At 70.2% G+C, this 19,260-nt stretch carries 18 protein-coding genes; 7 read left to right on the top strand and 11 right to left on the bottom strand.

From position 1 onward, the window contains the following. Nucleotides 1-82 precede the first annotated feature (82 nt). Entirely contained in the window at nt 83-289 is a 207-nt protein-coding gene (locus ACTWQA_RS20795; RefSeq protein ID WP_443160813.1) for a hypothetical protein, read from the bottom strand. 191 nt (nt 290-480) lie between these two features. On the opposite strand from ACTWQA_RS20795, the gene ACTWQA_RS20790 reads away from it, so the two are divergent. Continuing rightward, nucleotides 481-1,254, top strand: coding sequence for a dioxygenase family protein (locus ACTWQA_RS20790; protein WP_443160812.1), 774 nt, complete (start codon nt 481-483; stop codon nt 1,252-1,254). Nucleotides 1,255-1,342: 88 nt separating this feature from the next. Here the strand turns inward: ACTWQA_RS20790 and ACTWQA_RS20785 are convergent, their stop codons facing one another. Further along, nucleotides 1,343-3,364 carry a DEAD/DEAH box helicase gene (locus ACTWQA_RS20785; protein ID WP_443160811.1) on the bottom strand — a complete coding sequence of 674 codons (2,022 nt, stop codon included), beginning with the start codon at nt 3,362-3,364 and terminating at the stop codon, nt 1,343-1,345. Nucleotides 3,365-3,724: 360 nt separating this feature from the next. Between ACTWQA_RS20785 and ACTWQA_RS20780 the strand changes: the two genes are divergently transcribed. After that, nucleotides 3,725-4,366: a ferritin-like fold-containing protein gene (locus ACTWQA_RS20780; protein WP_443160810.1), complete on the top strand. Its 642-nt coding sequence runs from the start codon at nt 3,725-3,727 to the stop codon at nt 4,364-4,366. Between the two features lie 281 nt (nt 4,367-4,647). Here the strand turns inward: ACTWQA_RS20780 and ACTWQA_RS20775 are convergent, their stop codons facing one another. The 5 genes from ACTWQA_RS20775 to ligD (ACTWQA_RS20755) form a co-directional block, all read right to left on the bottom strand. Then, nucleotides 4,648-4,878: a DUF3107 domain-containing protein gene (locus ACTWQA_RS20775; RefSeq protein ID WP_305924028.1), complete on the bottom strand. Its 231-nt coding sequence runs from the start codon at nt 4,876-4,878 to the stop codon at nt 4,648-4,650. An 88-nt stretch (nt 4,879-4,966) separates the two neighbouring features. After that, complete coding sequence (locus tag ACTWQA_RS20770) at nt 4,967-5,587, bottom strand: TetR/AcrR family transcriptional regulator (RefSeq protein ID WP_164903935.1); 621 nt, start codon at nt 5,585-5,587, stop codon at nt 4,967-4,969. Between the two features lie 162 nt (nt 5,588-5,749). Next, entirely contained in the window at nt 5,750-5,965 is a 216-nt protein-coding gene (locus ACTWQA_RS20765; protein WP_443160809.1) for a hypothetical protein, read from the bottom strand. Nucleotides 5,966-6,000: 35 nt separating this feature from the next. Further along, on the bottom strand, nt 6,001-6,879 hold the full coding sequence (gene ligD / locus ACTWQA_RS20760) for a non-homologous end-joining DNA ligase (RefSeq protein ID WP_443160808.1): 879 nt from the start codon (nt 6,877-6,879) through the stop codon (nt 6,001-6,003). Nucleotides 6,880-6,883: 4 nt separating this feature from the next. Beyond that, nucleotides 6,884-7,765: a non-homologous end-joining DNA ligase gene (gene ligD / locus ACTWQA_RS20755; protein WP_443160807.1), complete on the bottom strand. Its 882-nt coding sequence runs from the start codon at nt 7,763-7,765 to the stop codon at nt 6,884-6,886. A gap of 80 nt (nt 7,766-7,845) precedes the next feature. Here ligD (ACTWQA_RS20755) and ku point away from each other — a divergent pair, with 80 nt between their 5' ends. The 4 genes from ku (at nt 7,846) to ACTWQA_RS20735 (ending at nt 13,028) form a co-directional block, all read left to right on the top strand. After that, nucleotides 7,846-8,718 carry a non-homologous end joining protein Ku gene (gene ku / locus ACTWQA_RS20750; RefSeq protein WP_327588901.1) on the top strand — a complete coding sequence of 291 codons (873 nt, stop codon included), beginning with the start codon at nt 7,846-7,848 and terminating at the stop codon, nt 8,716-8,718. Nucleotides 8,719-8,939: 221 nt separating this feature from the next. After that, on the top strand, nt 8,940-9,830 hold the full coding sequence (locus tag ACTWQA_RS20745; protein ID WP_443160806.1) for an alpha/beta fold hydrolase: 891 nt from the start codon (nt 8,940-8,942) through the stop codon (nt 9,828-9,830). Between the two features lie 13 nt (nt 9,831-9,843). Then, on the top strand, nt 9,844-10,755 hold the full coding sequence (locus tag ACTWQA_RS20740) for an oxygenase MpaB family protein (protein ID WP_443160805.1): 912 nt from the start codon (nt 9,844-9,846) through the stop codon (nt 10,753-10,755). Between the two features lie 476 nt (nt 10,756-11,231). Next, a complete protein-coding gene (locus tag ACTWQA_RS20735; protein WP_443160804.1) occupies nt 11,232-13,028 on the top strand; it encodes an IS200/IS605 family accessory protein TnpB-related protein in 1,797 nt (598 codons plus the stop codon). Nucleotides 13,029-13,052: 24 nt separating this feature from the next. Here the strand turns inward: ACTWQA_RS20735 and ACTWQA_RS20730 are convergent, their stop codons facing one another. From ACTWQA_RS20730 to ACTWQA_RS20720, 3 genes are read right to left on the bottom strand one after another with little or no spacing between them, the layout of a single operon-like run. Further along, the gene (locus tag ACTWQA_RS20730; protein WP_443160803.1) at nt 13,053-14,141 is read right to left on the bottom strand and encodes a RecB family exonuclease; all 1,089 of its coding nucleotides are present in this window, start codon (nt 14,139-14,141) and stop codon (nt 13,053-13,055) included. A 41-nt stretch (nt 14,142-14,182) separates the two neighbouring features. After that, the gene (locus tag ACTWQA_RS20725) at nt 14,183-14,899 is read right to left on the bottom strand and encodes an MBL fold metallo-hydrolase (RefSeq protein ID WP_443160802.1); all 717 of its coding nucleotides are present in this window, start codon (nt 14,897-14,899) and stop codon (nt 14,183-14,185) included. 40 nt (nt 14,900-14,939) lie between these two features. Then, complete coding sequence (locus tag ACTWQA_RS20720) at nt 14,940-15,569, bottom strand: DUF6758 family protein (RefSeq protein ID WP_443160801.1); 630 nt, start codon at nt 15,567-15,569, stop codon at nt 14,940-14,942. A gap of 74 nt (nt 15,570-15,643) precedes the next feature. Here ACTWQA_RS20720 and ACTWQA_RS20715 point away from each other — a divergent pair, with 74 nt between their 5' ends. Continuing rightward, entirely contained in the window at nt 15,644-16,039 is a 396-nt protein-coding gene (locus ACTWQA_RS20715; RefSeq protein WP_443160800.1) for an NUDIX hydrolase, read from the top strand. Here ACTWQA_RS20715 and ACTWQA_RS20710 read toward each other — a convergent pair. Continuing rightward, nucleotides 16,028-19,138, bottom strand: a complete 3,111-nt coding sequence (locus ACTWQA_RS20710) for a hypothetical protein (RefSeq protein ID WP_443160799.1) — start codon at nt 19,136-19,138, stop codon at nt 16,028-16,030. The genes ACTWQA_RS20715 and ACTWQA_RS20710 overlap by 12 nt on opposite strands. Nucleotides 19,139-19,260 lie beyond the last annotated feature (122 nt).

Here is a 19,260-nt window from a genome sequence, read left to right as displayed (position 1 = left end):
GAACCCCTCTACAAGGGCGCCCAGGGGTGACCATGCCGACTCAGATCCTCTGCTGCCTGACGCAGCATGGATTCAAGGCGATTCATGAGAACCTACGCGACTGTCGGCCGGGAGCATCGCCTAGAGGAGCGCCGGGACGGTCGAGCAACCACCGCTGGACAGCGTCGTCGATTTCCTTGTCAGTGGCCGTGGGACGCATCCGGCGCAGGCGAGCACGTTGCATGCGCTCGCCGAACTCGAACATCTCTAGCGCGAGCCTAAGACGCTGGCCAGCCGTCTCCTCTGCCACGCACCTACTCTATGGATTGGCCGCCCACCTCCGGCACCAAGAAGTCCCCCATGCCACCGACAAAGGTTTTTGATCTGCTTTTCAGCTGATCGGGCCGCGCCTCCCGCGAAATCCCTACATCTCATGAGAGGTTCGGCTGGAGCGGAGGAGACATCGGGGGGCTCCTCCTCATCTGCCGGAGAACGATCCCAGTGAGACAAGATCATGAAGGGCTGCAGATCAGCCGACGGCGGCTGATCACCAACATCGGCATCGGCTCGCTCGGGCTCGGCGGCCTCCTGACCGCCCGCAGCGCCGGCGCCACGGCGGTCACGGACTACAGCGACCTCTTCTCCCAGGCACGCACCTGCACGGTCACGCCCGCCAGGTCCAAGGGGCCCTTCTACCTCGATGCAGACATGATCCGCAGCGACATCCGCGACAACAAGCCCGGTGTACGCCTGCGCCTGGCCATCAAGGTGCAAGACAGCGAAACGTGCCAGCCGCTGCCGGGCTCGGTGGTGGATATCTGGCAGTGCGACGCCTCCGGGCTCTACTCGGGAGGCGAGCGGGGGTCCATGATCGAGCACGTTGAGTCGCGCCAGATTACCCGAGACAGGGCCTGGCCCGACATGACCCCTACCGACGACAAGCGCTACCTGCGCGGCGCACAAGTCACGGACGGCGAGGGCGTCGTGGAGTTCACGACGATCTGGCCGGGATGGTATCCGGGGCGCACGGTGCACATCCATGCCATGGTGCTCATCGGCGGCTCGCGCTTGCTGACCACGCAGCTGATGTTCGAGGAGACGCTCAACTGGAAGGTTCTGTCCCAGGCCCCGTACGCCCAGCACATAGGGCGGGACACGTACAACACCGGTGATTTCTATTACGATCATCGGCTGCAGCTGACGGTTGTCGAAGACGGCGACGGCTACTGGGGCGCCATCATCCTTTCCGTCGACTCCGACAGGGACGGCAGCTAAACCCGCCGCATGGGCTTGCTCTCCCCACAAATCGCGGAGGCGCGCACCCCCTGGTGGGATGCGCGCCTCTTGACGGGCCTCAGCAGCCTCAGCCTGCGCGGCGGCGGTTGCCGCCGTTGCCGCGGGACGGCTGGCGGCGCTGTTGCTTGCGCTCGCTGGCGGCGGACGGGGCGATGTCGTCGTCGTCCGTTGCCAGGTCCGGCGACTGGAAGATCACCGAGAACGGGCTCGGCGGGATGATCCGCTCCGGCTCCGTCCGCGCCGGGGGCGGCGGCGTGGCGAGGAAGCCCAGGTCAGTCTCAGGCTTCTCCGCGAAGGGTGCGGGCACCTCGGCCGCGGGTTCGGCGGCGGCGCGGCGGCGGGAGCGCGTGCTCTCGGCCGGCGCCTCCGTGATCACCCTGGCTGGCGCCTCCGTGATCACCTTCACCGGCGCCTCCGTAGTCGTCTTTGCCGGCGCCTCCGTGGTCACCTTGGCCGGCACCTCCTCCGTAGTCACCTTGCGGGAGCGGGTGCCCTCGGCCGGCGCCTCGGCGGTCGTCCGGCGGGAGCGGGTGCTCTTCGCCGGAGTTTCCGCCACGGCGACGGCGTCGTCGTCTGCGGTCTTGCGCGAGCGCGTGGCCTTGACGGGCGCCTCAGGGGCCTCGGTCAGCGCCTGCTCGATCGCCGACGTGGCCGCCCCCCTCCGCGTACGCGTCCGCCTCGGCTCGGTGGCCGCGGCCTTGATCTCATCCGTTGAGAAGATCGCGGGATTCTCTTCCGCCTTGGCATCCACGAGCTCGACCTCCGAGGTCTCGACGGGTGCGGTCTCCACCAGATCGGGTGCGGTCTCCACTTGATCGGCCATCTCCCTGCCACCGCGGGTGCGGCGGCGCTGGCGCGGCGTGCGGGCAGGACGCTCCCGCTCCTCGCGCTCTTCGCGGCGTCTGCCGCCACGCCCGCGAATCCTGCCGGTCTCACCGAGATCCTCGATGTGCTCCGCGGACAGCCCGACACGCGAGCGGCTCGCGTGCGGCAGGACGCCCTTGGTGCCTTCGGGGATGTTGAGTTCGGTGTAGATGTGCGGCGAGGTGGAGTAGGTCTCCTCAGGCTCGGCAAAGTCGAGCCCGAGCATCTGGTTGATCATCTTCCAGCGGGTCAGCTCTTCCCACTCCACGAACGTGACCGAGATGCCGGTTTTGCCGGCCCGACCGGTGCGGCCGATGCGGTGCACGTAGGTCTTGTCGTCCGTGGGGCAGTCGTAGTTGACCACGTGGGTGACGTCGTCGATGTCGATGCCGCGGGCCGCCACGTCGGTGGCCACGAGCACGTCGATCTTGCCGTTGCGGAACGCGCGCAGTGCCTGCTCGCGCTGGCCCTGGCCGAGGTCGCCGTGGACGGCCGCGACCGCGAAGCCGCGGGTGTCGAGCTGCTCGGCGACCATGTCGCAGGCCCGCTTGGTCTCGCAGAAGACCATGGTGAGCCCGCGGCCCTCGGCCTGGAGCAGCCGCGCGACGATCTCGATCTTGTCCATGCGGTGCGCGCGCCACACGATCTGGCGCGTCAGCGGCGTGGCCTCGCCCTCGCCGCTCTCGTGCTCGGCGCGTACGTGCGTCGGCCGGTTGAGGTATTTGCGCGACAGCGCGACGATCTCGCCCGGCATGGTCGCCGAGAACAACATCGTCTGCCGCTCTGCGGGGATCAGCTTGAAGATGCGCTCGATGTCGGGCAGGAAGCCCAGGTCGAGCATGCGGTCGGCCTCGTCGAGCACGAGCGAGTTGACCGCGCTCAGGTCGAGGTGCTTCTGCTTGACCAGGTCGAGCAGGCGGCCCGGGGTGCCGACGATGACGTCGACGCCCGCCTTGAGCGCCTCGACCTGCGGCTCGTACGCCCTGCCGCCATAGACGGTCAGGACCCTGGACCCGAGCTTGCCCGCGGCGGTGACCAGGTCCTCACTGACCTGCACAGCCAGTTCGCGGGTCGGCACGACGACCAGTCCGCGGGGCTTCTTGCGGTTTTTGCGGGGCTTGCCGATGCTCTGCAGCATCGCGATGCCGAACGCATAGGTCTTGCCCGTGCCCGTGCGCGCCTGGCCGATCAGGTCCTGTCCGCTCAGCGCGAGCGGGAGCGCCATCTCTTGGATGGGGAACGGTGTGACGATGCCCTCGGTCTCGAGGGCATCGGCGATCTCAGGTGTGACTCCGAGGTCTCGGAAAGTCGTCAGCTTGGCCTGCCTCAATCTCAAATGAAGGCGGGCCTGCCGGGACCGACGGGCGGAAAATGCCCCCGTTGTGTGGGTCCTCGCGGTAGAGCCAGCCCTCTCGCGTCATCGCGACCGCAGACCTCCGGGGAGCGGAGGTATCCGGAGGGAAGTCCCCGAATCAACACAGTGCGGTCGCACTTTCTCAGAGCAGTGTACTCGATACCACAACGCTGGCCGAGCTCGCATATGTTCCCGAAGGTTCACGGGGCTTCGCGAAGTACGCTGCCCTTCATGAAGGAGTCTCCAGGAGTCGTCGACCTACTCGGTGTCCTAGCTTACGCGGAGCTCAGCGCATACGCCAGGATGACCGAGGACGCCGCCACGCTGGCGCCCTCGCTGGCCGACCGGGCGGCCTTGAGCGAGCTGGCCGTCACCGAGTACGCCCATTTCCGCCTGCTGCGGGACCGCCTCGTCGAGCTGGGCGCTGATCCCGACAAGGCGATGTCGCCGTACGTGGCGGCGCTGGAGGCCTGGCACGCGCAGACTCGGCCGGCCAACTGGCTGCAGGCGCTGGTCAAGACCTATGTGGGGGACGGCATCGCGCACGACTTCTACCGTGAGGCAGCCAGGCACCTCGATCCCTCGATCGCCGGCCTGGTGGACGAGGTGCTGGTGGACGAGGGCCGGTCGCAGTTTGCGGTGGAACGGGTCAGGGCCGGGATCGAGGCCGATCCGACGGCGGGGGCGCGGCTGGCGCTGTGGGCGCGGCGGCTGGTGGGCGAGGCGCTGAGCCAGGCCCAGCAGGTGGCGGCGGCGCGGCCGGAGCTGGCGCTGCTGCTGGTGGAGGCCGGCGGTGGGCAGGCCGACATTTCCCGACTTTTCGCGAAATTGACGGAGGAACACGGCAAGCGGATGGCCGCCCTGGGCCTCTGATCGTCTGTTCATTGGGCGGCGCGAGCGCGCGAAGGGTTGTAGCGTGCCTGGCATGAGGGCCTCGCGCCGCTACGGCAGTTCCTTGACCAGATGTGGGCCGAACCGCTGGACCTCACGTGCCGTCCTGCGAAGAAGCAGCGCGGACTGTCCGGCCACCGAGGCGAGCCGGGATCACCCGCCGCGGCATCGCCACTCCCCTCGCGGATGCGTGCTCGGGGGACGCTCACGGGGTTGAGCGGTACGGGGCGCCGGTGCGGGCCCCGTACCCCCGTCCCGAGCCCTTAGAGTGTGCCGCCGAAGCCGACCGGCCTGGACTCGTCCTCGCCGATCTCGACGAACCCGAGCGCGGACACCGGTATGACGACGCGCCTGCCCTTCACGTCGGTGATGGCGAAGATCCCGCGATCGACCGACAGCGCGTTCCTGATCTCCTCCTCGACCTGCTCGGCGGTGAGGTCGGTCTCGACAATGAGTTCGCGGTGTACGGAGCGTACGCCGATCTTGATTTCCATCCTGGCTCCCTAGTCGACGGGGCTTGCCCACCTCCATCGTGGCCGCTCACACCCCGGGAAACGCAAATGATCGCGCCCAGCGAACGGGTTATGCCGTACGCGGAAAACCGCTGATGCCGCGCCAGGCGAGCCGGGCCAGGAGTTGCTCGGCCGCGTCCTTCGGGATCGAGCCGTGTGTGGTCACCCAGTAGCGGGCGCTGACCTCGGCCATGCCGACCAGGCCCACGCCGAGCAGGTGCGCCTCGTCGCTGGTGCAGCCGGTGTCCTCTTGGATGAGAGCGCTGACCATCTCCGCGCACTCCTGCAGCGACCGCTCCACCCGCTGCCGGACCGGCGCCACGTTGCGCAGATCCGACTCGAAGACGAGCCTGAAGGCCTCGCCCTGGCTGGAGACGAAGTCGAAGAACGCCTGGAAGGTGGCCTGCACGCGCAGCTTGTTTTCGTGGGTGGAGGCCAGCGCCTCCCTGACACGGTTGACCATGTCGTCCACGTGCAGGTCTAGCAGCGCCAGGTAGAGCTCCAGCTTGCCGGGGAAGTGCTGGTAGAGCACCGGTTTGCTGACCCCGGCCCGGTCGGCGATCTCGTCCATGGCGGCCGCGTGATAGCCGTTTTCCACGAACACTTCCTGCGCGGCGCTCAGCAGCTGCCGGCGGCGGGCGAGTCGGGGCAGCCGGGTGCCCCGGGGCTTGGCGTCCGGGGTTGCGGTCACGCGGGTCTCCATTGGTCTCTCAGCGGGTCGTGCGGCCATCCTACGTGCGCGAGGGCGTCCGCACCTTGATGACGGCCATGACGTGTACGTCCGCCACCCGGATAGCCGACGGCGCCGGTCGTCCGCCGCCGGAGCCCGGGCCCGTCACAGGAACCGGATCGGTCACCGATATTCGTCGTCGTCGAGGTCGACCACGCGGTCCTGCTCGGTCGCGTCGCCGGGGTCGACGTCGATGGGCAGCTCATGGCGCAGCGTGCCGGCGTTCTGGCGGATCTCGCGCTCCTGCTCGGCCGCGTCGGCCTCGGGCGTCTCGACCGAGAACTCCGTCTCTTCCTCGTCGTAAGGGCCTTCGTCCCCGCGGATGTCCATCTCCGACATCTTCTGGTCCCCCTTTCGGTGCGGACTGCACCAGCCTACGCCCGGCCGAAAAGGTCGCCACGTTTGCCGACTCTGGCGAGGACGTCCGGCGCCATGAAGACCAGGTCCTCCGGACGTTCGCATCCCTCGACCTCCTTCCAGGTCAGCGGCGTGGAGACGGTCGGCTGGTCCCCCGCCCGCAGCGAGTACGCCGCCACGGTGGTCTTGGCCGGGTTGTTCTGGCTCCAGTCGATGAACACCTTCCCCGGCCGGGCCTTTTTGGTCATCACGCTGACGACCTGCTGCGGGTGTTCCTTGGCGAGGACCTGGGCGAGCCTCTTGGCGTACGCGGAGGGCTCCTCGCGGCAGTCCCAGTCCGCGTACAGCTGCATGCCCTTGCGGCCGCTGGTCTTCGGCCGGGCGGAGAGACCTTCGGCCTTGAGCAGGTCACGCAGCATGAGCGCCACCTGGCAGCACTCGACGATCGTCGCCGGCGGCCCCGGATCCAGGTCGAACACGAGCAGGTCGGGCGGCAGCGCCTCGCCGTCGTCGTCGACGCGCCACTGGGGTACGTGGAGCTCCAGCGCGGCGAGGTTGGCGTAGTAGACGAGCGTGGGCAGGTCCTCGATGACGGCGAAGTTGATCGTCTCGCGGTTCTTGGTGCTGCCGGGGACGGGCAGGGTGACGCGCCTGACCCAGTCGGGGGTGTGCTCGGGGGCGTTCTTCTCGAAGAAGGACTGGCCGGTGACGCCGTTCGGGTAGCGCTTGACGGTCAGGGGGCGGCCTTCGACGTGCGGGAGGAGCACGGGGGCGATGCGGCTGTAGTAGTCGATGATCTCGGACTTGGTGAAGCCGTAGTCCGGGTAGAGCACCTTGTCCAGGTTGCTGAGGGTCAGCTCGCGCCCTTCGACCTTGACGGGAACCTTCTGGGCCATGGCGTCACCTCCACACGTCCGCGGGGATCTTGTCAAGGCGAAGCCCTCGCCACACAGGGTGCCGCAGCCGCTGATCGTCGGTCCACATCGTGTAGGCCACCTCCCCGACCAGATCCGGCCTAACCCAATGATTGCGCCACGGGACCTCGTTGCTGAACGGGCTCTTCGGGATCTCCAGCGGCCGCAGCAGCTGGTAGAGCTCGTCGAGTACGGCGTCGGTGAACCCGGTGCCGACGTGGCCGACGTACATCAGCCCTTCGCTCGTGAACACGCCCATGATCAGCGAGCCGATCCCGCCGGCCCGGCGCCCCTTGCCCGGCTTCCAGCCGCCGATCACGACCTCTCTGGTGCTGAGGTTCTTCACCTTGATCCACCACGGCGAGCGCGTGCCCGGCCGGTAGGGCGAGTCGAGCCGCTTGGCGACCACGCCCTCCAGGCCCTGCTCGTACGTGGCGGAGAGCAGGTCGGAGTCGCCGGGGAAGGAGGGCGGCGCGCCGATGTCCAGCTCGTCGAGCAGTGCCCGCCGGTCCCGGTACGGCAGGTCGAAGAGCGGGATCCCGTCGAGGTAGAGCAGGTCGAACGGCATGTACGTGACCGGGTACAGCTCCAGCATGGCCGGCTCGGGGTCGGTCAGGTGCATGCGGTGCTGCAGCCGGACGAAGCTGGGCCGCCCGCGCCGGTCGAGCGCCACGACCTCGCCGTCGATGATCGCGTTCTTGAGCCCGAACCCCGAAATTTCCGGATAACGGCGCGTGTACTCGACCCCGTGCCGCCCGGTCACCTTCATCCCGCCGTCGAGGTGGATGATGGCGCGGATGCCGTCCCACTTCACCTCGAGGCCATACCGCTCGCGATCGGAGGGTAGTTCTCCAGCCACGGCGAGCATTGGTTCGATCGGGTATGGCATTGGTTGCCCCATGCCGGGTATGTGCCCAGTGCCGAGCCGTTGAGAGCGGAGGAACGACCATGCGCAGCATCTGGAAGGGTGCGATCTCCTTCGGCCTGGTCACGATCCCCGTCAAGCTCTACTCGGCGACCGAGCAGAAGGACGTGACCTTCCACCAGGTGCATCGCGAGGACGGCGGGCGCATCCGCTACAAGCGCGTGTGCACGATCGACGGCGAGGAGATCCCTTACGCCGACATCGCCAAGGGCTACGAGCTGTCCTCGGGCGAGGTTGTCGTGCTGACCGACGAGGACTTCGAGGACCTGCCGCTGAGCACGTCCCGCAGGATCGACGTCCTGCAGTTCACGCCCGCCGAGCAGATCGACCCCATCTACTTTGCCAAGTCGTACTATCTGGAGCCCGACGCGCAGGGAGCGAAGTCCTACGTGCTGCTGCGCAACGCGCTGGAGAGCTCCGGCCAGGTGGCGGTGGTGAAGGTGGCCCTGCGCCAGCGGGAGTCGCTGGCCACCCTGCGGGTCAGGGACGGCGTCTTCGTGCTGGAGACCATGCTCTGGCCGGACGAGATCCGCAGGCCCGACTTCGAGTTCCTGGAGGAGGACATCGAGGTGCGGGCCCAGGAGCTGAAGATGGCCGAGTCGCTCATCACCACGATGGAGGCGGACTTCGACCCGAGCGAATACCGCGACAGCTACCGTGAGGCCCTGCAGTCGGTGATCGAGGCCAAGGTGGCGGGCAAGGAGGTCGTCGCCCCGCCCGTCGAGGAGGAGGCAGGCCCGGCCGTGGATCTCATGGCGGCGTTGCGGGCGAGCGTGGAGGCGGCGAAGCGGGAACGCGAAGGCGCCGCCCCGGCCAAGCCGAAGAAGGCCGCCTCGGGCAAGGCCAAGGAAGAAGAGAAGCCCCCTGCCAAGCGCAAGGCCCGCAAGTCCGCCTGACCGGCGAGCAGCCGCATGTGCTCCTCACGCGGCGCCACGCCGCCTGCGCCCCGTCGAGGTACGCCTGGACTCCAGGCGCCCGTTCGGAGCCTTCCACAGGCCGCTGAGCCGCCCGCAGGCCGGATTTCGCGGTCGGCGTCCGTCGCGTCTCCTCCGGGGTCCCACCTGCGTAAGGGCCTTGCCGGTGTCGATGCGCTGACCTCTGGGTATTGTTGCCCCACGTGAGTACGCCGCGATTCCTCGACCTGCCTCCTGGCGTCACACCACAGAAGATCGAAACGCCACAGGGCACGTTCGCGGCCCTGGAGGCGCTTCCGGTGAGTGGTGTGATCGAGCGCTGGCCCGCGCTCCTCGTGCCCGGCCTGACCGGCAGCAAGGAGGACTTCATCGCGGTCCTGATGACGCTCGCCCATTCGGGCCGCCGGGTGGTGGCCGTGGATCTCCGCGGCCAGTATGAGACCCCGGGTCCCGACGACCCCGAGGCCTACACCTGCCCCGCGCTCGGCGCGGACGTCGACGCGCTGGCCCAGGTGATCGGCGGCGGCGACCCCATGCACCTGGTGGGGCACTCGTTCGGCGGGCTGGTGGCCCGCGAGGCCGTGATCGACGGGCGGACGAGGTTCGCCTCCTACACGCTGATGAGCTCGGGCCCCGCGGCCATCGAGGGCCTCCGGGCGATCAACGGCAGGAAGATCATGGAAGAGCTGCCCGTGCTGGGGATCGAGCACTTGTGGCATCACAAGTTCGAGCCGGAGGCGCTGGCCGTCGACGTGCCCGACGAGGTCCTGGCATTCCTGCACCGGCGCCTGACGAGCAACTCGCCGACCGGGCTGGTGTGCATGGCCGAGCAGGTGCTGAGCATGGGGGACCGCACCGACGAGCTGCGCCAGGTCGACGTGCCGACGCTGGTGCTCTACGGCGAGCACGACGACGGCTGGACTCCCGAGACCCAGTCGGAGATGGCCGCCAGGCTCGGAGCCGAGTGCGTGGTCGTGCCCGGCGCGGTGCACTCCCCCGCCGTCGAGGCGCCGGAGACCACTGCCGCGGCCCTGGTCACGTTCTGGAACACCGCCGAAAAGCACTTCTTGGATACAAGGTCCAATGCCATGTAATTATGCACTTACTATGGCGAGCATTCAGGAAATCGTCGTCCAGCCGCCGCAGAGTGCGACCTGGCAGGTGCATCTCGACCGCTCGATGTGGGTGGGCGGGGTACGCGGCCTCATGCTGCAGGCACTGCACCCGCTGGCCATGCGCGGCGTCTGGCAGAACTCCGGCTTCCAGGAGGACCCGTTCGGGCGGCTGCGGCGCACCGCGGATTTCGTGGGGCGGGTGACGTTCGGCAGTCCCGAGGAGGCCGACGAGATCGGGCGGCGGGTGCGCGGCATCCACAAGGCGCTGCGCATCCACGATCCCGACACGGGGCGCACGCATCGGGTGGACGACCCCGAGTTGCTGTTGTGGGTGCACTGCGCGGAGGTGTCGTCGTACCTGGAGGTGGCCAGGCGGGGCGGGCTCGCACTGACCGAGCGCCAGGCCGACGCCTACCTGTCCGAGCAGCGCAAGAGCGCCGCGTACGTCGGCCTTCATCCCGAGGACGTGCCGGGCACGTGTGCGGAGATGGAGGCGTACTTCAAGCAGATGCGGCCCCGCCTGCGCGTGACGGAGGAGGCGGCCGCGACCGTGCGGTTCCTGCTGTGGCCGCGGTTGCCGCACGAGCTCAGGCTGCTGTCGGCCGGCAAGCCCGCATACTTTCCGTTCGGCGCGCTGTGTTACTTCACGCTGCCGGACTGGGCCAGGCGGATGTACGGCGCACTGCCCGAGGTGCCCCGGGCCACGGTCACGGCCGGGCTGAAGGCGTTCCGGCTGGGCATGAACGCGTTGCCGGAGCCCGTGCACGACCACGCGTTCATGCCGGCCACGCGGGAGATGTTGCAGGCCGCACGGGAGCGGCTGGGCGCGGCCGGGTACGACGTCAGCAAAGGGCTCAAGGGCCTGACCGATCCTCGCCGCTGGCCGAAGGCGCTGGCTGCCTGACGGGCAGGAGCACGCCGCCCGCCAGCCGGTCAGGCAGAACCCGCACCACTCCTCCACGATCGCCGTCGCGCCGACCGACATCGAGGCAGAATTCCACATTGCGGTCGCCGTCGCGACCTGGCCGGCGCCGGGTCGGCCAGCTGCTTCCTGCCTTGTAGGTCATTGCGGCCATTTCGGGGCACATCGCACGAAGGACGGGGCCGCGATCACGCTGTCCTTATCGGTCCCTGGTCAATCTTGCTCGGCGGCCACGCCTGCCGTGACCTATGGGGGCCTCGCCGGGGTCGTAGGGGTGGGACTCCAGGTATCGCTCAAATGTTCTATCCGACAGGACTGGAAGCATGTAGTCTGGCGATCACTCAGAGTAAAGAACCCCAGGAGGGCAGGTCATGCAGGCATACCGGCTCGCTGCTGGCGCGACCGGGCTGATCCCGTTGCCCACCCAGCCAGTGCGCAACCCAGCGAAGGCATAAGGCATGGGTAAGCGCCGGACGACGGGAAAGGGACTGCGCACAATCGCGGCGTCGTTCACCGTCGCGGTACCCGCCGGGGCACGGATCCGGGATCGTCTGCGGCTGTCCGAGCGGGACATCGAGGTGCTGACCGCCGTCGGCCGTCATCTGGGCAGCCATGCTCGCGCCGACCTGGCCGAGCGCATCGGTATCGGGAACGTCGCAGGCAAAGACAATCGGCGGGCCGAGCGAAAGAAGAGGCTCACTGCGGTGTCCTCGTCGCGGTGGGCCGGGGCGATGACTCGCACCTCGGAGGATCAGTATCAGCTCGCGCTGCGCTGCCTGCACGACGAATGCGCCAGTCTGCGCCGCGCCATCACCACGATCAGCAAGCGGCTGGCGGTGCCATGCGGCACACGCGAAGGCCGGGTACGCGGATACGCCGATCAGGACGAGCGCTGGCAAAAGCAGCGCCGACTGCAGGTGCTCACCGGCCGGCTGGCCCGCGTGGAGGACCGCATCACCATGGGCCGCCCAGCCGTCACGGTAGGCGGCCGCCGCCTGGCCAAACTCCGGCACACCCTCGCCGACGCCGATCTCTCCGAGCAGCAGTGGCGCCGGCAGTGGGAGGCGCGGCGGATGTTCCTCACCGCCGACGGGGAGACGGGAGCGCCGTTCGGGAACTACACCATCACTGTCGATCCCGGCGACGGCTCGGTGACGATCGTGCTGCCGGAGCCGCTGCGGCACATGGCCAACGCCCCCAGAGGCCGCTGCCGGCTATCGAGCGCTGTGCGTTTTCACCACCGCCGGGAGGATTGGCTGGACCGTGTTCAGGCCAATCGGGCGGTGCGTTACGACATCACCTACCACCCGGAGCGGGATCGGTGGTATCTGGACGCCTCCTGGTCCGCCGACACCCTGGCACCCCCGTCCCCGGACCAACTGACCGCCTCCGGGGCGCGGCTGCTGAGCGTGGACCTCAACGCCGACCACCTGGCCGCCTGCGTCGTCGACGCCTGCGGCAACCCGATCGGCCAGCCCATCACCATCCCAACCGCGCTGAGCGGCCCTGCCTCTCGGCGCGACGGGCGGCTGCGGCAGGCGATCAGCGAGCTGATCCGTCTCGCCCACCGGCATGGCTGCGCCGGGTTCGCGATTGAGAATCTGGGCTTCGACGATGCCCGCGCCACCGGCCGGGAGACCATGGGACGCGGCCGACGGGGCAAGAGCTTCCGCCGCACCGTCGCCGGCATCCCCACCGCACGCTTTCGCGAACGGTTGCGCGGCATGGCCTACCACCGCGGCCTGGTCGTGGTCGCCGTCGACCGGGCCTACACCAGCAAGTGGGGCGCCCAGCACTGGCAACGCCCGCTCCAGCAGCAGACCAAACAGAACACCAAGCAGAACACGGCCACCCGGCACCATGCCGCTGCGGTGGCGATCGGACGACGCGCTTTCGGACACGGGATCCGGCGTCGGCCAGGTGTGACCGCCCGCCACCAGAGGATGGCGGCGCGGAGAGCTACCGGCCAGACCGCATCCCGCCCGACAGCGCACGGGACCGCGAGCCCGCCCAGGACCGCAGGCACGCCCCACCGGGGCGGCAAGACCTGCCGGGACGAGCGACCAGCTCGCGCTGTTCCCCGCACCCAAGACCGTTCGGGGTGCACCCGGACCCAGCCCCGGCATGGTCCACGGCGATGCAGCCACTACCGGCTAATTCGCTTAAGAACGGTAAGCGCTCCACGCGTGTCACAAAAGTTCCATGACCGCTGTTTCAGGAGGCAAACGGCGTCACTGAACGTCTCACACACCTGATGCGGTGCGTGGTTCCCCGCCCGGCTACTCCGCCAGCGCATCCCAAGGGCGGCGCTCGGGAGCGGCCGCCTGGCCCTCGGGGCAATGGCGGCGGAAGTCGCACCACGAGCAGATCGAGCCGGGATTGGGGGCGAAGAGCTCGTCGATCTCGGCGGGCACCGCCGCGGGTCCGACGGACGGCCGCTCGACCGGGGCCGACGGCCACTCGCCGCCCACTGCGCCCCAGGACCGCCCGCCTTCCGCCGCAGCTCCGCCCGGCGTGGTCGCGGACCGGCCACCTCCCGCAGCAGCCCCGCCCGGCGCGGTCGCGGAGCGGCCGCCTGCCGCCCTATCCCCGCCCGGGGCGGTCACGGGCCGGGTCGTCGCCGCGCCGGAAGCGCGGCCGCGGGACGGTGGCGCGGCGACCGCTTCCCGGTAGCGCTCGTCGGCCGCGGCGGCCTCCGTGGCAAGATCCTCCGCCCGCCCCAGATGCCGGGCGAGGGACTCCTCGGTGTGGCGCCACTCGACGATCTCGCCCGTCGGCAGGTGGTGCAGCTCCACGGTCCGGCAGGGCGTGCGCATCATCGTGGACGCCGCGACGGCGTAGACGGCCAGGGCGAGCGACGAGCGCGCGTCGTCCTGGGTGAGCGGCCGGCGTCCGGTCTTGTAGTCGACCACGACGAGCTCGTCCCCGCGCCGGTCGAGCCGGTCGATGCGGCCGGACACGGCGATGACCTTGGTGCGGGTGGCGACGGTGCGCTCGACACCGACCGGATCATCGGCCGGATCCAATGTCGCGACATATCCGGACACGAGGTCGCGGGCGCGCTCCAGCCACCGCCCCGACTGCTCGGCATCCCTGAACCCCTCGGTGATCCACCCGTTCGTGAGCAGGATGGCCGCCGTCAGCGGGGTCCTACGCTCGTACGGCTCCCGCCACCAGCCCGCCAGCGCGTTGTGCACGCTCGCCCCGACGCTGTTGTGCGCCCAGGCGGGTCCCTTGGACGGCGCCGGCCGGTCCAGGTAGGTGAACCTGTAGCGGCGGCGGCAGTCCAGCCAGGCGTTCAACCGCGACGGCGTGCACGAGTAGAGCCGCCGCGGCATGCCCTCCAGCGGAAGCTGCACTGCGTTCATGTGGCCTCACTCCGTAAGGCGGGCGCCGGCACTCCCTCGCCTTAGTCGTCGCTCGGGTTGAGCTTGATCCCGGAGGCCTTGGTGCCGTCGGGCAGCGGGTCCTCGTCGCCGCCCTCGGTCTCGACGCGGGTCAGCGAACCCGAGACCCAGTCGTCGAAGTGCGGCTCGAGGTCGCCGATCGTGACCTCGTCCCCATGGACCGCCAGCACCCGCGTGCTGTGGGGCAGCGTGAACAGCCGCCCACCGATCGAGGTCAGCTGGTCGGCCAGGGCAGGATATTCGCCGCCCAGCTTGCCCGGGCCGTCGGCCTGCAGGGCCTTGCCGGTGAAGACGGCCCCGAGCCCCTCGCAGTAGAGCGACACGCCACCAGAGGTGACGCCCGGCGTCTCCATGACGTCGAGCTGGACATCGGCCACCTCGAAGATGCCGTCGTCCTCCATGTCGATGTCGGGCCAGGTCTCCGTCCAGGTCTCCCGCCACAGAGGCTTGTCCTTGGGATGCAGGGCGACCACGGCCTCGTCCCGGCTGGCCACCTCGATGGCGGCCCCGACGTGGTCGGGCAGGCCCGCCGTGCAGATGACGGCCAGCACCTCACGCTCGCCCACCTGCTCCATGATCTTGTCGGAGTCGCGGGAGGGATCGATGACGATCACCTCGTCATCGTCGCCCACGATCCACGTGTTGTTCTCGACCTTGTGTTCGGTGCCGTCGATGTCGACGACGCCCTCGGTCACCACTCGCTCGATACGCGCTGTCACGCCTCCGAACTCTAGTCGGTCTGCCTGACAACGCGACTTGCTAATCCTCCAGTCTGGGGGAGAACGCGCCAAAGGGTACGTCAAGGTCGTGATCCCGGGCGTCGATCAGCGAGACCTCGGCGAGCGCGATCATGGCCCCGGCGTCAGCCGGCCAGCAGATCGTCCACAGCCAGTTGCCCAGCGCCTCGCCCGCGTAGACGGCGCGGTCGCTCTGACCGTTGTCCACGAACCACAGCGGGCAAGGGTGACCGAGCACCTCGATCTTGGCGTTCGGCGGGCCGGCGTCGAATCCCTCGCCGGGATCGGGCCCGCCCAGCCCCGCGAAGGCCGCGCCGAGCCCGATGCCGGGCTCCTCGGCGACCACGAGCATGTCGGCCGGCCCCTCCATCAACGACGGCCCGGTCAGCGCCACCACGCTGGCACGGGCCCCGGTTCGTTGATCACCCACCTCCGCGAAGCCGGTCACCAGCCAGCCGGCCGGCAACGGCCACGGCAGCCACACGGGCACCACGGAGCTCTTGCGCATCGCCTCGAGCGCCGTGCTGGTCGGCGGCCACGGAGGCTGATAGGGCAGGACGTCACCGTGCGTGTCACATCGATACGCACTAGACCACGCGCTCGGCCCGTGAAGCGGGCCAAAACACCGTGGGCAGGTTGGAGCCGCTCTCACAACTACCCACGGTGCTTTCTCCGGTGCGCCCCCGTCAAGGCCGCATCTCGTTATCCCGTCGTAATCTTGGCCATGTGCGCGTAAATTGTGTCGGCGCGATCGTCGTCGACGACGCCGGCCGCATCCTTCTGATCAAGCGGGGACACCCGCCGGGCATGGGCCTGTGGTCGATCCCCGGGGGCCGCCTGGAGCCCGGGGAGAGCGACGCCGCCGGCGTGCGGCGCGAGGTCCTGGAGGAGACGGGCCTGCGCGTCGAGGTCGGCCGCCTGGCCGGCACGGTGGACCGCCCCGGCCCCGGCGGCGTCACGTACGTGATCCGCGACTACCTGGCGACCGTGGCTGGCGGCGTCCCCACGGCTGGGGACGACGCAGCCGACGTGCGCTGGTGCACGGCGGAGGAGCTGGCCCGGCTGCCGCTGTCCGCGGGCCTGCTCGACGCGCTGACCGACTGGGGCGTGTTACCTGCTTGACGTGAGGTTCGAGCTCCACAGGATGAGGTGGTCGGCGTTGTACGTCGTCGACCGCCCGAGCGCCACGACCTCCGTCCCCGACACGGCCACCGCCGTCAGCCACTGCATCCCTTGGCCCGCCAGGCGATCCCTGGTCAGCGCCATGCGGTTCCACGACAGGCCGTCCTGCGAGGTCCAGGCCGCGCTGTCGCCCTCCCCCGGCACGCCGTGCCAGCCGACCGCCACGAGACCTTCCTCCGTCGCGGCCAGGTCGTGCACCGCGGCCGCCTGGTCCGCGGGCAGCCAGGCCGTCTGCCATGAAGCGCCCTCGTCGTCGGAGACGGCGGCGAAGGCCCGCCGCGAGCCGCCCGTCAGCGCGGTGCCGATGGCCACCAGCTTGCCCTGGTAGGCGGTGATCTGACGGAGCCCGGCCGACGTGGCGTCCGGCGGGGCGACGCGGGTGCGCGAACTCCAGTTGACCCCGTCCTCGGAGTACCAGACCACGCTGCGCTCCTCGTCGGCCGACCCCGAGCCGCCCACCGCCACGAAGGCGTCCGCGGTGGCCACCGCGTCGTGGATGCGCACGCCGGAGCCGCCCTGCGGCAGCTTCTTCGACCTGGTGTACTTGCGCAGGTCCGTGGTGAACCACATGGCCGCGCTCGCGGTCCCTGCCTGATCGCGGTCCTCCCCCGCCAGCACGTAGCCCTTCTTCCCCGCGGTCACCACATGGGTCCCCAGGTACGGACGGTCGGAGCGGCGGGTCAGGTCGCCTGAGACGTCCACCTTCTTCCAGCTCTCGCCGTCGGTCGAGGTGACCAGCAGGGGGTCGGTGATCGACACGGTGGTCTCCGTGCCGCCGACGGCCAGCCAACCGCGGGCGCCGTGCGCCACGTCCTCCAGCCGCTGCCTGCCGGGGCCGCCGAGGCTCATGGACTTCCAGCTCTGCCAGTTCTTGATCGTCCACAGGCCGGCGTCGCCCGAGGCCGAGCCGACGGCCACATACCGGCCGGCGAAGCTCGTGATGCCGGTGGTCTCGCGCGCGATGCGAGTCAGGCCCTCGACGTCGCCGAGCGCCACCCGCGAGGCCTGCCCTCGCGGTGGCGCGGACATGAGCACCAGCTGGTTGTCGACGTCGGTGACCGCCTGGTCACCGCCGGCGAACAGGGTGCCGCCGGCGGAGATCGTGAACCCGCGCAACGTCGCGCCCTGCAGGTTGCCGAGGTCGGTCCGCTTGGCCCAGGCGCGCCCGTCCGCGGTGGTCAGCACCGTATAGCGGCCGAGGCCGGCCTGCGTGATCGCGGCGATGCCCCCAGAGTAGGAGATCAGCGACTCCACGCCGACGCTCTCGCCGCTCAGGCCGCCGATGGAGCCGCACTGCGACCATTCCGCCCCGGTCGGGGAGCAGTAGACGCGTACGTCTCCCGTGACCGTACGGTGCCGCGTCGGCACCAGCACGAACCGCTTGGGCAGCACCGCCAGCGTCCCTGGCCGCGAATCGGCCGCCTCGGGCAGCTGGAAGCCGGTGGCCTGCCAGGTGCGCCCGCCGTCGGCCGATCGGACCACCCGCGAACCCTCGCCTTCCGCGGGGTGCCCGATCGCCACGACGGTGTCGCCCCTGGCGACCACCGCCTTGAGCTCCCTCACCTCGAGCCCCGTGCTCTCCGCCCGCTCCCACGTGCGGCCGTCTCCGGAACGCCAGGCCGCCGGCCCGATCGCGCCGTCGTCCCCCGTCGCGCGCCCCACTGCGACGAATCCGGACGCCGTAATGGCGATGTCGTGGATCTGGTCGCCGGCCCGGAACGCGGGCGACCCCGTCGCCTCCACGGCCTGCCAGCTGAACCCGTCGGTGCTGGTCCACAGGCCACGCTCGCCCGACTGGCCGTCGCCGCCGCTAGCCAGCCAGCGACCGTTCCCGCCGACCACCCGCTGGACCGTGGGGGTGGAAACGCCGCTCACCTGACCCAGCTGCCAGTTCTTGCCACCGTCCGGGGAGAACAGGAACAGCGGGCGCGGGGTCGGGCCGGTCGTGTCGCTGCCGACCGCCACCACCGCGCGGCCGACCGAGGTCATGGCGTTGAGCTTCTGATTGGTGCCGTCGCCCGAGGCGGGCACGGTGAACAGCTCATCCCCCGAGCGGCCGGTGCCCGCCTCCAGACGCAGGCTGGGGGCCTCCTCGCCGGTCCACTGCCACACGAGCACGCCGGCGGCCACGAGGACGGCCGCGGCCAGGGTCAGGACGATCGGGGCGGCGCGGTTGCCCCGGCGTACCGGACTGGACCTGCGTACGGCGGCGGGGGCCGGGCCTCGGTGATGGCGGCCGCTCGACCCTTGAGGGCGCGGGGGGCCCGTGGCGACCAGGAGGTCGGGCCGCGTCGGCCGCCCGGCCGGCGGCCGCCCGACCCGCCGCACCTCCGGCTCGTCCTCGCGCCGTCCCTCCGGCTCTTCCGCCGGGGCAGGCTGCTCGGTGGGCTCTTTGGCGGGGACCACCAAGCGGTACGGGATCGTGCGCGGGTCCCGCCGAGGCGACGCCTCCGGCTCCTGCGCGGCACGCTCCCGCTCCGCGAACTCCTGCGCGGCACGCTCCCGCTCCACGAACTCCCGTGTGGCAGACTCGCCGGCCACAGGCTCCCACGCCGCGGCGTCACGCCCCACGACCTCGCGCGCGGCGGACTCGCGCCCCGCGGACTCGCGCCCCACGACCTCGTGCGCCGCAGACTCCCACACCGCGGCCTCGCGCGCCGCGGCCTCGTGCGTGGCAGCCTCGCGGCCAGCGGACTCCCACGCCGCGGCGTCACGCCCCGCGGACTCGGGCGCGGCGGCCTCGCGTGCGGCGGCCTCGCGCGCCGCAGCCTCGCGCGCCGCAGACTCCCGCCCAGCAGCCTCGCGCGCGATGGACTCGCGGCCGGCGGACTCGGGCGCGGCGGGGGCGGTGGGCCCTTCGGTGTCGGTGGGTGTCGTCGGGGGGCCGCCGGCCACGAGCTTGTCCGGCCGGTTGACGACACGCCGCGCCCGGCGGCGCGGCTCGGCTTCGGGTTCCGCTGTCGGCGAGCTGTACGGCATGCGCCCCTTGGGCGCCTCCGGCGGCTCCTCGTCCGGCACCGGTGCCGCGAACGGCGGCATGCCCCACGGGGAGGTCAGAGGTAAGCCCCTGGCCCGGTCGTCGGTGGGACCGGGCGGGGAATGGCTGATCCTGGGCTCTGGGGAAGAGTGCGGTTCCGACGTGCCCTCGGAACGCGGGTCGT

This window comes from Nonomuraea sp. 10N515B, from assembly GCF_052245915.1.
Taxonomy (GTDB): domain Bacteria; phylum Actinomycetota; class Actinomycetes; order Streptosporangiales; family Streptosporangiaceae; genus Nonomuraea.
This window is presented reverse-complemented; position numbering and strand designations above follow the sequence as displayed.